This is a genomic window from Pseudomonas citronellolis, from assembly GCF_029335315.1.
Lineage (GTDB): Bacteria > Pseudomonadota > Gammaproteobacteria > Pseudomonadales > Pseudomonadaceae > Pseudomonas > Pseudomonas citronellolis_A.
Window position 1 is genome coordinate 18,277 of record NZ_JARJLT010000208.1, and the last position, 18,896, is coordinate 37,172.

Genomic DNA, 18,896 nt, shown 5'->3' on the forward strand with positions numbered 1-18,896 from the left:
TGATTCACCCCAATGAAAAACGAAGAATTCAGGTCCCTGAAATTCGCGGCAGTATCCGTTAAAGGCGGGTGATGTTCAACACGTCTCCCGACAGGCTGACGTGCACCGCCTGACCCCATTGCGGACTGCGCCTAAGGTCTTCTGCAACCTTGTAATTTCCAGCGATGGAGACCAGTTCGGCGCCCAGTTGCTGGCAGAAGATGCGTGCGCTGGTGTCGCCCTTGACACCCGCCAGGGCACGGCCGCGCATCGGACCGTATACGTGGATGTTGCCGTCGGCGAGAAGTTCCGCGCCGGGGCTCACCGGGGCGAGCACGATGAGGTCGCCACCGGCGGCGTAGATCTGCACGCCGCCGCGTACCGGGGCGGTCACCAGCTTGGTCGGGCGAACCACCGGGGCCGGCGGCTCGGCGGGCTTCTCCGGTTCCTTTTCAGCGGCCGCTTCGGGCGCCGCCGGTTCGTCCTTGGCGGCTTCGGCTTGCTCTTTGGCCGCTTCGGCCGGGGCGTTCTGCTCGATGGCCTTTTCGACCACCGGTCCCGCCAGCTTCTCGCTGCGCGGACGACGGACTATGCCGTCGGTCGGCGGGCTGCCGGCGTCCTTGGGCTCCAGCGGGCGCTCGCGCGAGCCGGAGGGCGGCAGCACGGGGATGTCCAGCATGGTCGCCAGGCGCAGGTCTTCCTCGCGGTTGGCACGGATGGCCAGGGTGCGCAGGCCGTGGCGGCGGCAGATGTGCAGCACGCCTTGCAGGTCGAGCTGGCCTTCGCCGTCGGGCAGCTTGTCCAGCGCCAGCACCAGGGGCGTGTCGCGGAAGAAGTTGGGAGCCTGGGCGACCTTGTCCGCGAGCTGCCGGTCCAGACGCGGCAGGTCGTTGTGCGCCAGTTCCAGCACGGTGACGGCGAGCATGCTGCCCTTTAGCTGGAATACGGGATCTTGGTCGAGAAGGTCGGCTTGGCTCATGGTCGCACTGCATCACTAAATGGCCTCGACTTATAGCGGACCGGTCCGACGCCCGCAAGCCTGGCGCGGCGCCACCTGCAAGGCGCGCAAAGCGGGCCGCTCGCGCTAGAATGCCGGTCTTTGCCCGAAGACCCGGAATCGTTCATGGACCGTCCCCGTTTCAGCACCGCCTTCCTCCATCCGCGCTACTGGCTCCTGTGGCTGGGCCTGGGCGCGCTGTGGCTGGTGGTGCAGCTGCCCTATCCGATCCTGCTGCGCCTGGGCCGCGCGCTGGGCGCATTGATGTACCGGGTGGTCGGCGGGCGCCGGGCGATCGCCGCGCGTAACCTGGAGCTGTGCTTCCCGGAGCTCTCCGCCGCCGAGCGCAAGCGCCTGCTCAAGGCCAACTTCGCCTCCACCGGCATCGCCTTCTTCGAGATGGCCATGAGCTGGTGGTGGCCGAAGGCGCGCCTGGCCAGGCTGGCCCACATCGAAGGCCTGGAACACCTGCGCCAGGCCCAGGCCGAGGGCAAGGGCGTGATCCTCATGGCCATGCACTTCACCACCCTGGAGATCGGCGCCGCGCTGCTGGGCCAGGTGCAGACCATCGACGGCATGTACCGCGAGCACGACAACCCGGTGTTCGACTTCGTCCAGCGCAGCGGCCGCGAGCGGCACAACGCCGACGCCAGCGCCATCGAGCGCGAGGACGTGCGCGCGATGCTCAAGGTGCTGCGCGCCGGCCGCGCCATCTGGTACGCGCCGGACCAGGACTACGGCGCCAAGCAGAGCCTGTTCGTGCCACTGTTCGGCATTCCCGCCGCCACCGTCACCGCCACCACCAAGTTCGCCCGCCTGGGCCGCGCGCTGGTGATGCCGTTCACCCAGACGCGCCTGGCCGACGGCTCCGGCTACCGCCTGGTGATCCACCCGCCGCTGCAGGACTTCCCCGGCGAAAGCGAGGAGGCCGACTGCCTGCGCATCAACCAGTGGGTGGAAGCGGAGATCCGCAACCAGCCGGAGCAGTACCTCTGGGCCCACCGCCGGTTCAAGAGCCGCCCGCAAGGCGAACCCAAGCTTTACGCCAAGCGCTGAGCTTTACCGCGGCGGGCGCCGCTGCATACTGTGAGGGCAGGACGCATCCAGGACTCCAGCCGTGACTGAATCCGCCGAACAGCCCACCACGCCCTACAAGCCCCGCGCCGTCACCGGCCTGATCCTTTCCGGCGGCGGCGCCCGCGCCGCCTACCAGGTCGGGGTGCTGGCGGCCATCGCCGAGCTGCTGCCGGAAGGCTCGGCCAATCCCTTTCCGGTGATCGTCGGCACCTCCGCCGGCGCCATCAACGCCGTGGGCCTGGCCTGTGGCGCGCTGTCGTTCCGCGAGGCGATCCACAGCCTGACGCGGGTGTGGAAGGGCTTCCACACCGGCCAGGTGTACCGCGCCGACCTGCTCGGCGTCTGTGGCCAGGCCTTGCGCTTCCTCGGCCACAGCCTGCTGGGCCTGGGCCGGCGCAAGCCGGTGGCGCTGCTCGACAGCCGCCCGTTGAGCCACCTGCTGGCGCGCGAGATGGATTTCTCCGGCATCAGCGCGGCCCTGCAGCAACGCCAGCTGCGGGCCGTGGCGGTGACCGCGTTCGGCTACGGCTCGGGGCAGGCGGTGACCTTCTACCAGGGCCGTGCCACCATCGAACCCTGGCTGCGCCATCGGCGCATCGGTACGCCCACGCGGCTGCAACTGGAACACCTGCTGGCCAGTTCGGCGATCCCGCTGCTGTTCGCCCCGGTGCGCATCCAGCGCGAGTATTTCGGCGACGGCGCGGTGCGCCAGCAGGCGCCGATCAGCCCGGCGCTGCACCTGGGCGCCAACCGCGTGCTGGTGATCGGCGTCAGCGACAACCCGGCGCACCCGGTGGCCAACGCCGGCGTCGCCGCTACCCACGGCGAGCGCCCGCCGAGCCTGGCGCAGATGGGCATCCACTTGCTCAACGGGACGTTCATCGACAGCCTGGAGGGTGATATCGAGGTGCTGCAGCGTATCAACCACCTGGGTGCGCTGGTGCCGGAAGAACGCCGCCGCCAGGAGCCGGGGTTGCGCGAGGTGGAGGTGTTGCTGGTGTCGCCGTCGCGGCCGCTGGACGAGATCGCCGCCCGGCATCGCAAGGAGCTGCCCTGGGCGGTGCGCCTGTTCCTGCGTGGCCCTGGCGCGACGCGGGCGAGCGGGGCGGGGGTGCTGAGCTACCTGCTGTTCGAGCAGGGCTACTGCCACGAGCTGATCCGCCTGGGCTACAAGGACGCGATGGACAAGCGCGGGGAGTTGGTGCGCTTCCTCGGCCTGGAGGAGCGCAGCCTGTAGGGGCGGGCCATGCCCGCGATTCGCGCGCATGGCGCGCTCCTACGGGCCGGGGGCAGCCGTCGGGCACCGGTGCCCTGGCCTGCGGCGGATAACCGCGAACGGTTATCCCCCTACGTTTCCCTGGAAGCGTGGATGTGGGGCAGCGCGTAGGGCGCATAACGCCAACGGCGTTATCCGCCGTTGACGTTGACTACGGGGGGCGAGGTCAGACCGCCAGCACGCCGTCGCGGTAGTCGCGCAGCGCCTGTTCGATCTCGTCGCGGCTGTTCATCACGAACGGCCCGTATTGCACGATCGGCTCGTTCAGCGGCTTGCCGGCCAGCACCAGCACGCGGGCGCCGTTGGCGCTCGCCAGTCGCACCGCGTCGCCTTCGCCCAGGCGGGCCAGGCGGTTGGTGCCGACTTCGCCGCCGCGCTCGGCTTCCACTTGCAGCGCGCCTTCGTAGACGTACAGCAGCACGCGGTGGCTGCGTGGCAGGGCCAGGTGGAGGGCGGCACCGGCGGGCAGTTTCAGGTCGTAGTACTGCGGCTCGGTGTCCGGGCGCTGCACGGCGCCTTCCACCACGCTCCGGCCATCGTCGAAGCGGCCGGCGATCACCGTCACCTCGACGCCGTCGGCGGTGGTCAGGCGCGGCACGTCGGCCGGCTCGATGTCGCGGTAACCGGCAGCGCCCAGTTTGCTCTTGGCCGGCAGGTTCAGCCACAGCTGGAAGCCGCGCATGGCGCCTTCCACCTGTTCCGGCATTTCGCTGTGGATGATGCCGTGGGCGGCAGTCATCCACTGTACGCCGCCGGGCTTGAGCAGGCCTTCGTTGCCCAGGTGGTCGCGGTGGCGCATGCGCCCCTCGAGCATGTAGGTGACCGTCTCGAAGCCGCGGTGCGGGTGGTCGGGGAAGCCGCCGATGTAGTCGTCGGGGTTCTGCGTGTCGAACTGGTCGAGCATCAGGAACGGGTCGAAACGTTCCAGGCCCGGGCCGCCGATCACGCGGGTCAGGCGCACGCCGGCGCCATCGGAGGCGGGGCGGCCGATGTTCAGGTCGATCAGGTTGCGCAGCTGGGTCATGGGGGACCTCCTCGGTCAGGCATGGAGGCTATGGTAGTCCCGGTCATTGAATGAATGGTTGCGAGTTTTGCGGGCTAATGATCGATTTATTCGATGGTTTGCCCGCCACGCTCATTCCCGGATCTGCAGCTTGCGCGACTCGGTATAGAAGTAGCGCAGCTTCTCGTACTCGAAGGGCGTGTTCATCTGCCCGTAGCGGAAGCTGTTGCTGTAGCGCCGGTCGATGACCTGCAGCACGGGGATTTCCCAGTGCTCGCCGCTGGCGCTGGCGACGCCCAGGTAGTCGATCTGCTGGCCGGCGACGAAGTCGGTGACCAGGCCGCCGGTGTCGCGCAGGTTGGATGGGCCGAGCAGCGGCAGCATCAGGTAGGGGCCTTCGGGCACGCCGTAGAAGCCCAGGGTCTGGCCGAAGTCCTCGGACTGCTTCGGCAGGCCCATGCGGGTGGCCGGGTCCCACAGGCCGAGGACGCCGAAGGTGGTGTTGAACAGCAGCCGGGCGGTGGTGTTCATGGCCCGCTTGCCCTTGAACTGGGCCAGGCTGTTGAGCAGGCTCGGCACCTCGCCGATGTTGCTGAAGAAGTTGCTCACGCCGCTGCGCACGAAGCTCGGCGTGACGTACTCGTAGCCGCGCACCACGGGCAGGAACACCCATTCGTCGAAGCGGTAGTTGAAGTGGTAGACGCGGCGGTTCCACGATTCCAGGGGGTCGTAGACGTTGAGCGCGTCGAGGCTGGCGCGCTCGAACTCGCGCTGGTCCAGGCCGGGGTTGAACTTGAGCGCGTCCAGCGGGTGCTTGAAGCCGTCGTCGTCGGGCGTCAGCTGCACCTTGCGGGCGGCGGAGGTCGGCACGCTGGGTTGCGGGCCGAGATCGCTGGCGTTGTCGGCGTGGGCCAGGCCGCAGCCCAACAGCAGGGCGAGCAGCCAGGGGGATCGGCGGGTCATCTAACGGTTCCCTGTGGTGGCGGCGGCTTGCAGCGTGGCGTCCTGGCCGCGGAAGAAGTTCAGCATGTCCTGGGCGTTGACCCGGTAGTTGAGGTTGCCGCAGTGCCCGCCCAGCGGGTACAGGGTCAGCCGGTCGCCGAAGGTGCGGCGCAGGAAACCGATGTCGCCGGGGCCGAGGATGACGTCGTCGGCGTTGTGCATCACGGCGATCTTCGGGCTCTCGTGCAGGTACTGCCGCAGGGCGTACAGGCTGGTCTGCTGGATCAGCTGCGGCAGGCTGCCGCCGTCGTGGCGTTTGCGCCACGCGGGGATCAGTTGTTCGATCATGTAGCAGTCGAAGTCGCACTGCATGGAGCGCTTGAAGAACGGCTCCAGGCTGGTGCCCTCGGTGATCGGGTAGTTCGGCGGGGTGATCAGCCCGCGGCGGTTGATCAGGTCCGAGGTGAAGGCGATGTCGGCGGAGGAGAAGCGGAACACCGTGCCGATCAGCATGGCCATCTCTTCGTTGGTCAGGTGTTCCTTGGAGTGCTGGAAGTCGTAGAGGAAGGCCTCGTTGAGGTCGATGTAGCCCTTCTGCTGGAAGTAGCGGGTGAGCTTGGCCAGCACCAGCTGGTAGTAGGTCTTGGAGTCGGTGATGCCCTTGACCTGGGTCTGCACCAGCTTGTCCAGGTTGCTCACCGAGGTGTACAGGTTGACCGGCGGGTTGAGCAGCAGCACGCGCTTGAAGTTGAAGCTGCGGCGGGTTTCGTCGAGCTGGCTGACGAAGGCCGCGTGCAGCGCGCCGAGGCTGTAGCCGGTGAGGTAGTAGTCGGTGATCGGCAGCTCCGGATGCTGCGCGCGCACCGCCTGCATCACCCGGTACAGGTCGTCGGCGTCGTCCGGGCTGTAGCCGGGCGTGGCGTGCAGCGAGGCGCCGGCCATGAAGTCCCAGCTGGTCGGCGAGGACAGCGTCACCACGTGGTAGCCGGCGCCGTAGAACAGGCGCTTGAGGTATTCCGGGGTGCTGCTGAGGTAGCTGGCGCCGGTGCCGGCGATGACGAACACCAGCGGCGCCGGGTGGTTCTGCCGGGCCAGGCGGTAGTGCAGCTTCTTCACCGGCCAGAAGTTGTCGGGCAGGGCGTACTCGCGCTCCGGGCGCAGTTTCAGGGAGAAGTCGCTCTGGCGGATGTCGGTGTCGTCCGGCAATTGCGGGCGCAATTCCGCCGGGGTGCTGGCGATGGTCGCTTCGAACGGGTTGTTCAGGGGGTAGCCGTAGCTGGCCGGGTCGACGTCCCTGGCGAGCGCCGGACCGACGACGCCCATGACGAGGCCGAGCAGGGCGGCCACGCGCGTTAGCAGTGACATGCAGTGGATTCCTTTCAGGAAGACGCGATATGCAGTGAAACCGAGCACTATGACAAGCGCAAGTGCGACAAGTGCGGTGCTGTCCGTCAGGCGCCTTGTTCCGTCCTTGTCGGTCGGTTCGACTACCGAGGGCGCCGCGCCGGGGCCGGCCTGGCGAATTCACGGGGCATCGATGCGCAGCTGTTCCACCCAGATCAGCTCGCAGGAACCGGCGCCGATGTCCTCGCGGCTGAGCGAGCTGACCCACTGCCAGCCGTCGTCGCCGGTGATGCGCACCAGTTGCCCGGTGATGTGCACGCGCTCGCCGGCGCTGACTTTCTCCAGGGTGCGGGCGACGTCGCGGTTGGCCGGGATCAGGTGCATGTTGGCGCTGTGCGTCTCGATCTCGCGGCGCGGCAGCGGCAGCGGGTCGGCGTGCCAGTGGTACCAGCGGCCGCTCTGGCTGAAGCGGATGCGCGCGGCCAGCGCCGGATCGCCCAGCGGGCCCCAGCCCAGGGCCAGGTCGGTGGGCGAGAGTTCCGCCTCGCGGCCGAAGTAGTAGTCCTCGCGGCCGAGCACCAGGGCGTCGAGCTGGAACGCCTGCAACGGCTGCACGCTGTAGCGCACCAGGCGGAAGCTCGGCGTCTCCTGGGCCTGGACCGCGCCCGCCAGCCAGCAGCAGAGGGCGACCAGGCACCACGGCGGGAAGGGCGCAGCTCGCGACATGGCGTACTCCTCGGGGGACCGCTGAAGTCTAGTGCAGCGCCGCGCGCCCTTGCATCGGCCGTGGCGGTGGATATGCTGGGCGCCGTTTCCTTCCGGAGTGGCGCCATGCCCCGTCGTTCGTCGCTGATTCTGCTGGGCCTGGTCGCGCTCTGGCTGGCCGCCTGCTACTGGGTGCGCTTCGGCCTGCTGGAGAACGGTGGCTGGGTCGACGTCTGCGCCGACGACGCCACGCTCTGGGCCTGCCAGGCGCGTTCCGGGCTGGGCCTGCTGATCCACTTCGGGGTGTTCGGCCAGGCGGCCCTGGCGGCGGCCTTGCCGGCTTTCGTCATCCCCGGCCGCTGGGGCTGGGCGCTGGCGGCGCTGGCGCTGTTCGTCGGCCTCACCGCGCTGGTGTTCTACAGCGTCAGCATGGCGGTGTTCGCCGTGGTCCTGGCCGGGTTGCGGCTGGTGCGCCAGGCTCGCGCGGCCTGATGCCTCAAGTGCCCTCGGCGAGCCCTACGGGATCCGTGGTGGTGCTCCGGGCGCCCCGGCGCAGGCCGCGCCAGAGCGCGCCGGTGAGCAGCGCGGCGACCCCGGCCCAGCCCAGCGCCTGGAGGTTATCCACACCCTCCAGGGCCAGTTGCGGGACTATTCCGACGGCGATCAGCACGGCCAGCAGGCAGGCTTCGCGGCCGGAAGCCGAGGCCGGTCGGCACAGATACAACAACGCCGGGAACAGCAGCGCGGCGTTGGGGAAGTTGCGGTAGCGCGCGTCGAACACCAGCGCCAGCATCCACACCGCGCCGGCGAAGCCGCTGGCCAGCAACAGCCAGCCGCCGCGCGCTTCGAACTGTGCGAGCAGGCGCGCACGCCAGCCGCCGGCGGCGCCCAGGGCCAGGCTCAGGTGCGCCAGCACCAGCAGGTTGAGCAGCACCAGGTAGCCCGCCCACAGCCATTCATCGAGGAAGGTGCAGATGACCCGTGCCTGGGCGCACCACAGCCCCAGGCAGGCGGCGCCGAGCGCCGCGCCCAGCGGTTGCAGCAGAGCGGCGCGGCCCTCGCGCGGGCGCCCGCCGAGCAGCAGCGCGGCGCTCCACAGGGCCAGCGAGAGGCCGAGCCAGAGCGGCCAGTCGGGCAGGTTGGAGACCGGCCCGGCGAGCACGTTCTTTTCCTGCCGGTCGGCGTCGAACAGGCCCCAGTAGCCGCCCACCGCGCCTTCGATGCGGCGCTTCCACGGCTGGTCGAAGGCCTCGATCAGGTTGTAGCGCCAGCCGCGTTCCTCGGCCAGGGCCACGAAACCGCGCAGGTAGCGCGCTTCATTGACCCGGCTGGGCAGGGCGGTCTGGCGCTGGCGGCCCTCGCTGGGCCAGCCGGTCTCGCCGATCAGCACGTCCTTGCCGGGAAAGGCGTGGTCGAAGCGCAGGCGGATTTCCTCGACATGCGCCAGGGCGCCGTCGATGCCGCTGGGCTGGTTGTCCCAGTAGGGCAGCAGGTGCAGGGTGATGAAGTCGACGCTGGTCGCCAGTTGCGGGTGCTTGAGCCAGTACTCCCAGACTTCGGCGTAGGACACCGGCTGGCGCACCTGGCTCTTCACTCGCGCCAGCAGCCCTTCCAGGTACTTGCTGGTGACTTCCTGGCGCAGCAGCGTCTCGTTGCCGACGATCACCGCCTGGACCACGTCCGGGTAGGCGTTGGCCGCCGCGATCAGCTTCTGCACCTCGCGCTCGCTGTCGGCCGGCATGGCGTTGATCCAGGCGCCGAGGATCAGCTTCAGGCCGTGCTTGCGGGCCAGCTCGGGGATGCCTTCCAGGCCGCTCATGGAGTAGGTGCGCACGCAGGTGAAGCGGGTCGCCAGCAGCGCCAGGTCGGCGTCCATCTGCGCCGGGCGCAGGCTGAAGGGCTGGTCGAAGGGCGACTGGTCCTTGCCGAAGGGGCTGTAGGAGGCGCACTGCAGCTTGTGCGTGGGGCTGGCCGCGTCGGGCAGGCTGACCGCCGCGCCCAGGCCGTACCAGAGGCCGCACAGGCCGAGGAAGGCCAGCAGTACGGTGAGGCAGTAGGGCAGGAACGCGGAGCGTGGGGACGGGGTCATGGGGCGGACGCGCGGGCCGGGGGAGGCGCGCATCTTAGCAACGCCGGGGCGCCGCCGTCAGTGCCCCGGGGCGCTTCAGGCGGGCAACGGAACGCAGCCGTGGGCGCCGTGATTATCGCGCGTCGCGCCGGCGCCGAAGCGTTTCCAGAGTTTTTCGTGGAAGTGGAAGCCGACCGCGTTGCACAGCGGCTCGACGATCGCCAGCAGGCCGCCCACGGCGATGCTGCCGGTCAGCGCGTAGGCGACGCTGAAGGCGATGATGAAATACATCAGGGTGAAGGTGACGGTCTTGAGCATGGCGCTGGTCTCCACTTGAGAATGATTCTCCGTTGTGGGGGAGCCTAATGCGATGGAACCCCGGCGGGTAATCGGGCCTCTCTATGCAGGCGATAGCCACCCGGACCGTCGTGGATGGAACAGGTGGGTCGTGGATGGGCGGAATCTGTCGCGCAGAGGACCGTTGCGCGTCGCTCTCAGAGCAGTTCGCCAGCAGCCCGCGCCGATCATGGGAGTGCGGCCAAGACCGTCCCGGGGCGTGCGCCCCGGTGAACCGAGAAGAAGGGGAGACACTTATGCGAATGATGCGACGACTGATGGGCCTGGGCGCGGGCCTGGTGCTGTCGGCGGCGGCGGGGCTGGCCGGTGCGGCGGCCAAGCCGGAGATCACCATCGGCTACGTCGACGGCTGGTCGGACAGCGTGGCGACAACCCACGTGGCCGCCGAGGTGATCCGCGAGAAGTACGGCTACCCGGTCAAGCTGATGCCGGTGGCGGCCGGCATCATGTGGCAGGGCGTGGCGCGCGGCAAGCTCGACGCCATGCTCTCGGCCTGGCTGCCGGTGACCCACGGCGCCTACTACGAGAAAATGAAGGGCCAGGTGGTCAACCTGGGCGTGAACTACCCGGGTGCGAAGATCGGCCTGATCGTGCCGGAGTACGTCAAGGCCAACAGCATCGAAGACCTCAAGGCGATGAAGGACGACTTCGGCGGCCGCATCGTCGGCATCGACGCCGGCGCCGGGGTGATGCTCAAGACCGACCAGGCGATCAAGGACTACGGCCTGGACTACAAGCTGGTGGCCAGCTCGGGTAGCGGCATGATCGCCGAGCTGACCCGCGCCGAGAACGACCACAAGGCGGTGGCGGTGACCGGCTGGATTCCGCACTGGATGTTCGCCAAGTGGAAGCTGAAGTTCCTCGACGATCCGAAGAAGGTCTACGGCGAGGAAGAGCACGTCGACAGCGTGGCCAACCCGGCGCTGGAGAAGAAGGCCCCGGAAGTCTGGGCGCTGCTGAAGAAACTGCAGTGGAAGGACGGCGCGGAGATCGGCGAGGTGATGCTCGCCATCCAGGACGGCGCCAAGCCGGAAGAGGCCGCGAAGAAATGGGTGGCGGCGCATCCGGAGCGGGTCAAGGAGTGGACCCAGTAAGCGCCGCTGGCGCTCGTCCGGAAAAGCCGCTGCCCCGCGAGGGGGAGCGGCTTTTTCGTACCTGGCGCCGCGAGCACGCCAGGGCGCGCTCTGACGAAGGACAAGGGCCCCTCTCCCCAACCCTCTCCCGCAAGCGGGAGAGGGGGCTGGCCGGCATGGGCGGGAAGGTCGGCGCAGTCCTGCAACGCGTAGGGCGGATAACCGTTCGCGGTCATCCGCCGTGTTGGCCTGGACAGCGGAACCGGGGCGACGGCGGATAACGCCGTAGGCGTTATGCGCCCTACGCGGAGCTCTCGGTTGCCAGCCAAGGGGCTCTATCTCGGGTCTTCCCCGGTGCTACGACTAAAGTCGTCTGGAGGCCTTGCACCAGAGTCCTAAAGTGGGGATCGACGACATCCGCGTCATCCCCGCTGTGAGGACAACAACAAAATGAACGACAGCATCTACCAGCGGATTGATACCAATCCGCGCTTCAAGGAACTGGTGGCCAAACGCGAGCGATTCGCCTGGCTGCTCTCGCTGATCATGCTGGGCCTGTACGTGGCCTTCATTCTGCTGATCGCTTTCGAACCGCAAGTGCTGGGCACCAGGGTGAGCCCCGATTCCTCGGTCACCTGGGGCATTCCCCTGGGCGTCGGGCTGATCGTTTCGGCCTTCGTCCTCACCGGCATCTACGTGCGCCGCGCCAACGGCGAGTTCGACAGCCTGAACCAGCAGATCCTCAAGGAGGCCCAGCAATGAAGGCCCGCCTGCTCGCGGCCCTCGGTCTGGCCGCCTTCGCCCCCGCCCTCTGGGCCGACGCCCTCACCGGCGAGGTGCAGCGCCAGCCGCTGAACATCTCGGCCATCGTCATGTTCGTGGCCTTCGTCGGCCTTACCCTGTGCATCACCTACTGGGCCTCCAAGCGCAGCAAGTCCGCTGCCGACTTCTACACCGCCGGCGGCAGCATCACCGGCTTCCAGAACGGCCTGGCGATCGCCGGTGACTACATGTCCGCGGCCTCCTTCCTGGGGATTTCCGCGCTGGTGTTCACCTCCGGCTACGACGGCCTGATCTACTCCATCGGCTTCCTGGTCGGCTGGCCGATCATCCTCTTCCTGATCGCCGAACGCCTGCGCAACCTCGGCAAGTACACCTTCGCCGACGTCGCCTCCTACCGCCTGAAACAGAAGGAAGTGCGCACCCTGTCCGCCTGCGGTTCGCTGGTGGTGGTGGCCTTCTACCTGATCGCGCAGATGGTCGGCGCCGGCAAGCTGATCGAGCTGCTGTTCGGCCTGAACTACCATGTCGCGGTGGTCATGGTCGGCATCCTGATGGTGCTCTACGTGCTGTTCGGCGGCATGCTCGCCACCACCTGGGTGCAGATCATCAAGGCGGTGCTGCTGCTCTCCGGCGCCACCTTCATGGCGATCATGGTGCTCAAGCACGTCAACTTCGACATCAGCACCCTGTTCTCCGAAGCCATCAAGGTGCACCCGAAGGGCGAGGCGATCATGAGCCCCGGCGGCCTGGTGAAGGACCCGATCTCGGCCTTCTCCCTGGGCTTCGCGCTGATGTTCGGCACCGCCGGCCTGCCGCACATCCTGATGCGCTTCTTCACCGTCAGCGACGCCAAGGAAGCCCGCAAGTCGGTGTTCTTCGCCACCGGCTTCATCGGCTACTTCTACATCCTGACCTTCATCATCGGCTTCGGCGCCATCCTGCTGGTCAGCACCAACCCGGCCTTCAAGGACGCCGCCGGCGCCCTGCTGGGCGGCAACAACATGGCCGCGGTGCACCTGGCCGACGCCGTCGGCGGCAGCCTGTTCCTCGGCTTCATCTCGGCGGTGGCCTTCGCCACCATCCTCGCGGTGGTCGCCGGCCTGACCCTGGCCGGTGCCTCGGCGGTGTCCCACGACCTGTACGCCAGCGTCATCAAGGGCGGCAAGGCCAACGAGAAGGACGAGCTGCGCGTGTCGAAGATCACCACCGTCGCCCTGGGCGTGGTGGCCATCTTCCTCGGCATCCTGTTCGAGAAGCAGAACATCGCCTTCATGGTCGGCCTGGCCTTCTCCATCGCCGCCAGCTGCAACTTCCCGGTGCTGCTGCTCTCGATGTACTGGAAGAAGCTGACCACCCGTGGCGCCACCATCGGCGGCTGGATGGGGCTGATCACCGCGGTGGTGCTGATGATCCTCGGCCCGACCATCTGGGTGCAGATCCTCGGCCACGAGAAGCCGATCTACCCGTTCGAGTACCCGGCGCTGTTCTCCATGGCCGTGGCCTTCATCGGCATCTGGTTCTTCTCCATCACCGACAAGTCGAAGGCTGCCGACGAAGAGCGCGCGCGCTTCTTCCCGCAGTTCATTCGCTCGCAGACCGGCCTGGGCGCCAGTGGCGCGGTAGCCCACTGATGATCCACGGCTGACCACGACGAAGCCGGAGGCCCGCCTCCGGCTTCGTTCTTTTTGCGGTACTGCCAGAAGGGGCTCGCGATGCCCGAGAGCTTCAATTTTTCCGCGCCGCCGTTCGACCTGCTGCGTGCGGGCGAACGCCAGGCCTTCGCCGAGGCGCTCAGCGTCGCCTACTACACCACCGGCGAAGCCGTGCTCGACGCCGGCGCCGCCGTGCCCTGCCTGTTCATCGTGCTCAAGGGCGTGGTCGAGGAGCGCGGCGAGGACGGCAGGCTGTTCGCCCAGTACGCCGGCGACGACCTGTTCGACATCCGCGGGCTGTTCTCCGGCAGCAGCAAGCACGCCTACCGCGCGGTGGAGGAGAGCATCCTCTACGAACTGCCGGCCAGCGCCTTCCACCAGCTGTGCGGCGATAACCCGGGCTTCGCCCGTTTCTTCCAGGCCGACCTCGCGGCCAAGCGCCAGCTGGCGCGGCGCGACGGGCAGAACCTGGCCGAATTCATGCTCACCCGCATCGCCCGCGAGCACCTGCTGCCGGCCCTGGAAGTGGACGCCGGCCTGACCCTGGGCGACGCCGCGCGGCTGCAGCTCAGCCATGGCGCCGACGCCCTGCTGGTGCGCGGCGCCGACGGGCTGGGCATCGTCACCCGCACCGACCTGATGCGCGCGCACTTCCGCGATGGCCGTGACGAGAGCGAGGCCATCGGCCCGCTGGCCCATGGTCCGCTGGCCTGCGTCGAGCTGGGCGATTTCCTGTTCGACGCGATGATCCTCATGACCCGCCTGCGCATCGAGCGCGTCGCCGTGCGCGAGGAAGGCCAGGTGGTCGGCCTGCTGCACCTGACCCAGGTGCTCAGCCTGTTCTCCACCCATTCCCACGTGCTGGCGCTGCGCATTGCCCGCGCCGAGACCGAGGAAGAGCTGCGCGGCGCCGCCGAGACCCTGCATACGCTGATCGCCACCCTGGCCGGCAACGGCATCCGCCTGCGCTTCATCATGCAACTGGTCAGCGCGCTCAACGAGCAACTGCTCGAACGCCTCTTCGAGCTGCTGGTGCCGGCGCCGCTGCGCAGCCGCTGTTGCCTGGTGGTGATGGGCAGCGAAGGACGCGGCGAGCAGTTGCTCAAGACCGACCAGGACAACGCCTTGATCCTCGCCGAGGACTTCCCCCAGGAGCAGGCCCTGGCATTGATGCAGCGCTTCAGCGAGGCGCTGCTGGCGTGCGGTTATCCGCCTTGCCCGGGCGGTGTCATGGCCAGCCACGCCGACTGGTGCAAGGCGCTGCCGGCCTGGCAGCGCGAACTCAACCAGACCGGCCTGGAGGGCCGACCGGAACAGCTGATGCGCCTGTCGATCCTCGCCGACGCCTGGCCGGTGGCGGGCAACCGGCGGCTGTTCGACGGGCTGCGCCAGGGCCTGGCGTGCTTCGCCCGCGACGGCGAGCGCTGGCTGGCCGGGATCGCCGTGGCGGCCTTGCAGTTCGATACGCCGTTGACCTTCCTCGGCCAGTTGAAGACCCGCGAGGAGCAACTGGACATCAAGCGCGGCGGCATTTTCCCGATCGTTCACGGCTGCCGCGTGCTGGCCCTGCGCGAAGGCCTGGAGGCGCGCGGCAGCCTGGCCCGGCTGGAGGCGCTGAAGGCGCGCGGGGTGATAGACGCGGGCCTGGCCGACAACCTCGCCGAGGCCTTCGAGCTGTTCCTCCAGCTGCGCCTGACCCAGCAACTGGCCGGCGGGCGCGATGGTCGCCAGCAGGGCCTCGACGTCGCCCGCCTGAGTCGCCACGAACGCGACATGCTGCGCTTCGGCCTGCACGCGGTGAAGAAATTCAAGCAGAGCCTGGAACGGCAGTTCCACCTGGAGACTCGATGAACGCGCAGGTCAAGCTTCCCGAGAGCCACTGGCCGCTCTGGCGGCGCCGCCTCCACTGGTGCCTGCACGCTCCCGAGGAAGCCGAGGAAATCGTCTCGCTGGACCTCGAGACCACCAGCCTCGACCCGCGCAAGGCGGATATCCTGAGCATCGGCGCGGTGCTCATCCGGCGCGGCAAGCTGGTCCTCGGCGAGCGCCTGGAGCTGCTGGTGGAGCCACCGGCGAGCCTGAGCGGCGACTCGATCCGCATCCACAAGCTGCGCCGCGCCGACCTCGAAGGCCAGCTGCCGCTGGCCGAAGCGCTGCGCCGGACCCTGGCGTTCATCGGCGACCGCCCGTTGCTGGGCTACTACCTGTCGTTCGACGTCGCCGTGCTGCGCCGGCACCTGGGCGCGCAGCTGGACGCCAGCCTGGACAACCCGCGCATCGAGGTCTCCGCGCTGTACCAGCGCAAGATGGCGCGGCGTTACCCGGACCTGCACCTGGACCTGCGCTTCGACACCCTGGCGCGCACCCTCGACATCCCCGTGGAAGGCCGCCACACCGCGCAGGGCGATGCGCGCAGCGTGGCGCTGATGTTCCTGCGCCTGCGCAAGGGCGCGCTGCCCGACGCGCCACGCTGAGACGCGGGGCGGAAAAAAACTGAATCCCATTGTCGCGCCGTCGGTCCCAATAGCAGGTGGGCAGCCATGGCGCGCTGCCCGTTCCGCGGTCGGCGGACCGGCGTTGCCGGCGCCGTCGCCCGACTGTCTACGGGAGACGCACCATGGGAACCATTCTGCTGGTCATCCTCATCCTTCTGCTCATCGGCGGCCTGCCGGTGTACCCCTATTCGCGCAGCTGGGGCTACGGCCCGTCGGGGATTCTCGGCGTGCTCCTGGTGGTGCTGCTGGTGATGTTGCTACTGGGACACATCTAGCTTGTATCTTTCGCGCTACATGGCCGGCGGGAGCTGCGCAAGGTGATCCAGGACACAGCCCGCCGGCCCCCCAGGTCCTACCATGGCGGCTTTTTCGGGATGGGGGGAGAGGGAATGCTCGGACTGGTACTGGTCGCACTGGGCAGCCTGTGGCTGCTCGGCCAGTTGCTCAGCGGCCTGGTGGCCCTGCCGCTGGCTGACTGGCTGGCGCGCGAGGCCGACCCCCAGCGTTACTGGCAGTTCGTCTACCTGGTGCCCTCGCTGCTGCTGGCGCTGGGGTTCTTCCTCCTGCGCTACCGCGTGCGCTCTATCGCCGGGTTGCGCCGCGAAAAGGTCAACTGCGCCGCTTTCGTACTGGTCTCGGCCGGTATCGCGCTGGTCCTTGGCAAGCTTTCCTGCCTGCTCCTTCCACACCTCTGAAGGCCGCGTCCCATCGGGCTGTGGCGTCGGTTTGCCGGCGCCATTCAGCAGCCTGATGTAAGCGCGGGAGGCGGGAGGCCTTGGCTAAACTGGCGACAACTCCCCAGACAAGACAAGGCAACTCCCTATGCAAAATCGCATGATGATCACCGGCGCCGGTTCCGGCCTGGGTCGTGAAATCGCCCTGCGCTGGGCCCGCGAAGGCTGGCGCCTGGCCCTGGCCGACATCAATGACGCGGGCCTGGCGGAAACCCTGCGCCTGGTGCGCGAGGCCGGCGGCGACGGCTTCACCCAGCGCTGCGACGTGCGCGACTACAGCCAGCTCACCGCCCTGGCCCAGGCCTGCGACGAGAAGTTCGGCGGCGTCGACGTCATCGTCAACAACGCCGGCGTGGCGTCCGGCGGCTTCTTCGACGAGCTGTCGCTGGAAGACTGGGACTGGCAGATCGCGATCAACCTGATGGGCGTGGTCAAGGGCTGCAAGGCCTTCCTGCCACTGCTCGAGCGCAGCAAGGGGCGGATCATCAACATCGCCTCCATGGCCGCACTGATGCAGGGCCCGGCGATGAGCAACTACAACGTGGCCAAGGCCGGCGTGGTGGCGCTCTCGGAAAGCCTGCTGGCGGAACTGGCGCTGGTGGACGTGAAGGTCCACGTGGTCTGCCCGTCGTTCTTCCAGACCAACCTGCTGGACTCCTTCCGCGGCCCGAGCCCGGAAATGAAGAGCCAGGTCGGCAAGCTGCTGGAAGGCTCGCCGATCAGCGCCACCGACATCGCCGACTACATCCACCAGGAAGTCGGCCGCGACAGCTTCATGATCCTGCCCCATGAACAGGGCCGCATGGCCTGGAAGATCAAGCAGCAGAACCCGCAGGCGATCTACGACGAAATGACCAGCATGGCCGGCAAGATGAAGGCCAAGCAGCGCAGCCTGGCCTGAGTTTTCGCACCGCTTCGGTGCAGGCTCAAACAGGGCTTGCCCATGGCGGTGCAAAGGCGTAGTTTTGCTTCACCGGCCTGCCTGCCGATCTATGTTGGACCCCAGTGAGAGCCCCGCCACGTTCGCGGGGCTTTTGCTTTTCAGGGCCCGGGCGATGCGCCGCGCAACTTTGCCTCGCGGCGCTTTTCCGGCGCCCGCGCCTGTGCTAGAAGGCAGCGTCTTTCCGTGGGAGTTTCACCGCCTTGCAGTCCGAATCCATCGTCTATGGTTGCATCCGCGACTGGCCCGGCGACTCCATGGAGCGGCGCATGCGTCGCGCGGCCAATCGCAAGGTGCTGGACAGCCTGCCGGTGGGCGAGGCCTGGCCGTTCATCGGCCGCGAGATGTTCAGCCGCTGCGAACAGGAAGGCGCCGGCCTGTACCAGTCGCAGGTGATTCACTTCGGCGCCAGCTACCAGGCCATCGAATACGAATGGAGCCTCTGGGTGGAACAGTTCGAGGCGTTGCTCAAGCGCCTGTACTGGGCCAGCGCGGTGGTGCACCTGGAAACCGAACTCAACGGCTGCCACACCTTCCGCTGGGAATCCGAGCGCGGCTTCCACAGCCCCCAGGAAGACGACCTGCGGGTGCGCTGCGTGTGGGAGCGCGAAGGCAACCTGCGCGGCTGACCGACAAGGACATCCCATGCTCAACTACCTCTGGTTCCTCCTCGCCGCGTTCTGCGAGATCGCCGGCTGCTACGCCTTCTTCCTCTGGCTACGCCTGGAGCGCACGCCCCTGTGGATAATTCCCGGGCTGTTCAGCCTGGTCTGCTTCGCGCTGCTGCTGACCCGCGTCGAAGCGCAATACGCCGGGCGCGCCTACGCGGCCTACGGCGGCATCTACGTGGCGGCGTCGCTGTTCTGGCTGGCGTTCATCGAGAAGAGCCGGCCGCTATGGAGCGACTGGCTGGGGGCGGCGCTGTGCATCGCCGGGGCCAGCGTGGTGCTGCTGGGGCCGAAGCTGGCGCCCTGATGGGGGTAGGCCAGGCGCAGCCTGGGAATCCAATCGCGGACGAAGTCCGCTCCTACGCCCGTGCTTCCCTGAACCGTAGGAGCGGACTCTGTCCGCGATTCGGCGGATAACGCCGTAGGCGTTATGCGCCCTACGTTCAGCGTCGTAGGACGGGTTGAGCGAAGCGATACCCATTCTACGAAAAGCACATTGGCGTGGCTTGCACGCTCAGTCCTCCAGCCACTCCTTCGGTACTTCGCTCTTCAGCATCAGTTGGCACTGCTGGCTCTCCGGGTCGAAGACGATCACCGCGTCGCCGCGCTTCAACGCGCGGCGCGCGCGTTCGACGCGGGTGTCCAGCGGCGTTTCGTCGCCGTTGTCGGTGCCTTCGCGGGTGACGAAGTCTTCCAGCAGGTTTTCCAGGGTCTCGGCTTCGAGCAAGTCGTGGGGGATCAGCATGGCGGGTACTCGGCGGAACAGGCGGCGATTCTAGTCGCGCGCCGTCCCGCCGGCGAGC

General features: G+C 68.0%; 21 protein-coding genes. 13 read left to right on the top strand and 8 right to left on the bottom strand.

What is annotated here, in order from left to right; genetic code table 11:
- Positions 1-58: 58 nt before the first annotated feature.
- The gene (minC, locus tag P3W75_RS16530; protein WP_276228389.1) at positions 59-958 is read right to left on the bottom strand and encodes a septum site-determining protein MinC; all 900 of its coding nucleotides are present in this window, start codon (positions 956-958) and stop codon (positions 59-61) included.
- A gap of 144 nt (positions 959-1,102) precedes the next feature.
- Between minC and P3W75_RS16535 the strand changes: the two genes are divergently transcribed.
- Both P3W75_RS16535 and P3W75_RS16540 read left to right on the top strand, forming a co-directional pair.
- The gene (locus P3W75_RS16535) at positions 1,103-2,032 is read left to right on the top strand and encodes a lipid A biosynthesis lauroyl acyltransferase (RefSeq protein WP_276228390.1); all 930 of its coding nucleotides are present in this window, start codon (positions 1,103-1,105) and stop codon (positions 2,030-2,032) included.
- A gap of 61 nt (positions 2,033-2,093) precedes the next feature.
- Entirely contained in the window at positions 2,094-3,290 is a 1,197-nt protein-coding gene (locus P3W75_RS16540; RefSeq protein ID WP_276228391.1) for a patatin-like phospholipase family protein, read from the top strand.
- Positions 3,291-3,495: 205 nt separating this feature from the next.
- Here P3W75_RS16540 and P3W75_RS16545 read toward each other — a convergent pair whose 3' ends face one another.
- From P3W75_RS16545 to P3W75_RS16560, 4 genes are all read right to left on the bottom strand, one after another.
- Positions 3,496-4,353 carry a pirin family protein gene (locus P3W75_RS16545; protein WP_276228392.1) on the bottom strand — a complete coding sequence of 286 codons (858 nt, stop codon included), beginning with the start codon at positions 4,351-4,353 and terminating at the stop codon, positions 3,496-3,498.
- A 111-nt stretch (positions 4,354-4,464) separates the two neighbouring features.
- Positions 4,465-5,295 (bottom strand): MlaA family lipoprotein, encoded by an 831-nt coding sequence (locus P3W75_RS16550; RefSeq protein WP_276228393.1) that lies wholly within the window; start codon positions 5,293-5,295, stop codon positions 4,465-4,467.
- Positions 5,296-6,639, bottom strand: a complete 1,344-nt coding sequence (locus tag P3W75_RS16555; protein WP_276228394.1) for a serine/threonine protein kinase — start codon at positions 6,637-6,639, stop codon at positions 5,296-5,298.
- Positions 6,640-6,798: 159 nt separating this feature from the next.
- Positions 6,799-7,344, bottom strand: coding sequence for a hypothetical protein (locus P3W75_RS16560; protein WP_276228395.1), 546 nt, complete (start codon positions 7,342-7,344; stop codon positions 6,799-6,801).
- Between the two features lie 105 nt (positions 7,345-7,449).
- Between P3W75_RS16560 and P3W75_RS16565 the strand changes: the two genes are divergently transcribed.
- A complete protein-coding gene (locus tag P3W75_RS16565; protein ID WP_276228396.1) occupies positions 7,450-7,815 on the top strand; it encodes a hypothetical protein in 366 nt (121 codons plus the stop codon).
- Positions 7,816-7,819: 4 nt separating this feature from the next.
- Here P3W75_RS16565 and P3W75_RS16570 read toward each other — a convergent pair whose 3' ends face one another.
- Positions 7,820-9,412, bottom strand: coding sequence for a beta (1-6) glucans synthase (locus P3W75_RS16570; RefSeq protein ID WP_276228397.1), 1,593 nt, complete (start codon positions 9,410-9,412; stop codon positions 7,820-7,822).
- 75 nt (positions 9,413-9,487) lie between these two features.
- Positions 9,488-9,709: a DUF2061 domain-containing protein gene (locus P3W75_RS16575; protein WP_276228398.1), complete on the bottom strand. Its 222-nt coding sequence runs from the start codon at positions 9,707-9,709 to the stop codon at positions 9,488-9,490.
- A gap of 275 nt (positions 9,710-9,984) precedes the next feature.
- Between P3W75_RS16575 and P3W75_RS16580 the strand changes: the two genes are divergently transcribed.
- From P3W75_RS16580 to P3W75_RS16625, 10 genes are all read left to right on the top strand, one after another.
- The gene (locus P3W75_RS16580; RefSeq protein ID WP_276228399.1) at positions 9,985-10,842 is read left to right on the top strand and encodes a glycine betaine ABC transporter substrate-binding protein; all 858 of its coding nucleotides are present in this window, start codon (positions 9,985-9,987) and stop codon (positions 10,840-10,842) included.
- Between the two features lie 429 nt (positions 10,843-11,271).
- The gene (locus P3W75_RS16585) at positions 11,272-11,583 is read left to right on the top strand and encodes a DUF485 domain-containing protein (protein WP_276228400.1); all 312 of its coding nucleotides are present in this window, start codon (positions 11,272-11,274) and stop codon (positions 11,581-11,583) included.
- Positions 11,580-13,235, top strand: coding sequence for a cation acetate symporter (locus P3W75_RS16590; protein ID WP_276228401.1), 1,656 nt, complete (start codon positions 11,580-11,582; stop codon positions 13,233-13,235). Before P3W75_RS16585 ends, P3W75_RS16590 begins: the two co-directional genes overlap by 4 nt.
- 81 nt (positions 13,236-13,316) lie before the next feature.
- Positions 13,317-15,107, top strand: coding sequence for a DUF294 nucleotidyltransferase-like domain-containing protein (locus P3W75_RS16595; protein WP_276228402.1), 1,791 nt, complete (start codon positions 13,317-13,319; stop codon positions 15,105-15,107).
- Positions 15,104-15,730: a 3'-5' exonuclease gene (locus tag P3W75_RS16600; RefSeq protein ID WP_276228403.1), complete on the top strand. Its 627-nt coding sequence runs from the start codon at positions 15,104-15,106 to the stop codon at positions 15,728-15,730. The genes P3W75_RS16595 and P3W75_RS16600 overlap by 4 nt, the downstream gene beginning before the upstream one ends.
- A 143-nt stretch (positions 15,731-15,873) precedes the next feature.
- On the top strand, positions 15,874-16,026 hold the full coding sequence (locus P3W75_RS16605) for a DUF3309 family protein (RefSeq protein WP_276228404.1): 153 nt from the start codon (positions 15,874-15,876) through the stop codon (positions 16,024-16,026).
- Positions 16,027-16,140: 114 nt separating this feature from the next.
- Entirely contained in the window at positions 16,141-16,446 is a 306-nt protein-coding gene (locus P3W75_RS16610; RefSeq protein ID WP_276228405.1) for a hypothetical protein, read from the top strand.
- A gap of 127 nt (positions 16,447-16,573) precedes the next feature.
- On the top strand, positions 16,574-17,386 hold the full coding sequence (locus P3W75_RS16615) for an SDR family oxidoreductase (protein ID WP_276228406.1): 813 nt from the start codon (positions 16,574-16,576) through the stop codon (positions 17,384-17,386).
- 242 nt (positions 17,387-17,628) lie between these two features.
- Positions 17,629-18,054: a hypothetical protein gene (locus P3W75_RS16620; protein WP_276228407.1), complete on the top strand. Its 426-nt coding sequence runs from the start codon at positions 17,629-17,631 to the stop codon at positions 18,052-18,054.
- Between the two features lie 16 nt (positions 18,055-18,070).
- Positions 18,071-18,400 carry a YnfA family protein gene (locus P3W75_RS16625; protein ID WP_276228408.1) on the top strand — a complete coding sequence of 110 codons (330 nt, stop codon included), beginning with the start codon at positions 18,071-18,073 and terminating at the stop codon, positions 18,398-18,400.
- Between the two features lie 207 nt (positions 18,401-18,607).
- Here the strand turns inward: P3W75_RS16625 and P3W75_RS16630 are convergent, their stop codons facing one another.
- Complete coding sequence (locus P3W75_RS16630; protein WP_276228409.1) at positions 18,608-18,838, bottom strand: YheU family protein; 231 nt, start codon at positions 18,836-18,838, stop codon at positions 18,608-18,610.
- Positions 18,839-18,896 lie beyond the last annotated feature (58 nt).

What these genes read in the sequence shown, in the direction of transcription:
- P3W75_RS16610 (WP_276228405.1), top strand. Translation starts at nt 16,141, where the DNA reads ATGCTCGGACTGGTACTGGTCGCACTGGGCAGCCTGTGGCTGCTCGGC.
- P3W75_RS16535 (WP_276228390.1), top strand. Translation starts at nt 1,103, where the DNA reads ATGGACCGTCCCCGTTTCAGCACCGCCTTCCTCCATCCGCGCTACTGG.
- P3W75_RS16570 (WP_276228397.1), bottom strand. Translation starts at nt 9,412, where the DNA reads ATGACCCCGTCCCCACGCTCCGCGTTCCTGCCCTACTGCCTCACCGTA.
- P3W75_RS16630 (WP_276228409.1), bottom strand. Translation starts at nt 18,838, where the DNA reads ATGCTGATCCCCCACGACTTGCTCGAAGCCGAGACCCTGGAAAACCTG.
- P3W75_RS16575 (WP_276228398.1), bottom strand. Translation starts at nt 9,709, where the DNA reads ATGCTCAAGACCGTCACCTTCACCCTGATGTATTTCATCATCGCCTTC.
- minC (WP_276228389.1), bottom strand. Translation starts at nt 958, where the DNA reads ATGAGCCAAGCCGACCTTCTCGACCAAGATCCCGTATTCCAGCTAAAG.
- P3W75_RS16615 (WP_276228406.1), top strand. Translation starts at nt 16,574, where the DNA reads ATGCAAAATCGCATGATGATCACCGGCGCCGGTTCCGGCCTGGGTCGT.
- P3W75_RS16550 (WP_276228393.1), bottom strand. Translation starts at nt 5,295, where the DNA reads ATGACCCGCCGATCCCCCTGGCTGCTCGCCCTGCTGTTGGGCTGCGGC.
- P3W75_RS16595 (WP_276228402.1), top strand. Translation starts at nt 13,317, where the DNA reads ATGCCCGAGAGCTTCAATTTTTCCGCGCCGCCGTTCGACCTGCTGCGT.
- P3W75_RS16560 (WP_276228395.1), bottom strand. Translation starts at nt 7,344, where the DNA reads ATGTCGCGAGCTGCGCCCTTCCCGCCGTGGTGCCTGGTCGCCCTCTGC.
- P3W75_RS16555 (WP_276228394.1), bottom strand. Translation starts at nt 6,639, where the DNA reads ATGTCACTGCTAACGCGCGTGGCCGCCCTGCTCGGCCTCGTCATGGGC.
- P3W75_RS16590 (WP_276228401.1), top strand. Translation starts at nt 11,580, where the DNA reads ATGAAGGCCCGCCTGCTCGCGGCCCTCGGTCTGGCCGCCTTCGCCCCC.
- P3W75_RS16545 (WP_276228392.1), bottom strand. Translation starts at nt 4,353, where the DNA reads ATGACCCAGCTGCGCAACCTGATCGACCTGAACATCGGCCGCCCCGCC.
- P3W75_RS16625 (WP_276228408.1), top strand. Translation starts at nt 18,071, where the DNA reads ATGCTCAACTACCTCTGGTTCCTCCTCGCCGCGTTCTGCGAGATCGCC.
- P3W75_RS16605 (WP_276228404.1), top strand. Translation starts at nt 15,874, where the DNA reads ATGGGAACCATTCTGCTGGTCATCCTCATCCTTCTGCTCATCGGCGGC.
- P3W75_RS16580 (WP_276228399.1), top strand. Translation starts at nt 9,985, where the DNA reads ATGCGAATGATGCGACGACTGATGGGCCTGGGCGCGGGCCTGGTGCTG.
- P3W75_RS16600 (WP_276228403.1), top strand. Translation starts at nt 15,104, where the DNA reads ATGAACGCGCAGGTCAAGCTTCCCGAGAGCCACTGGCCGCTCTGGCGG.
- P3W75_RS16585 (WP_276228400.1), top strand. Translation starts at nt 11,272, where the DNA reads ATGAACGACAGCATCTACCAGCGGATTGATACCAATCCGCGCTTCAAG.
- P3W75_RS16565 (WP_276228396.1), top strand. Translation starts at nt 7,450, where the DNA reads ATGCCCCGTCGTTCGTCGCTGATTCTGCTGGGCCTGGTCGCGCTCTGG.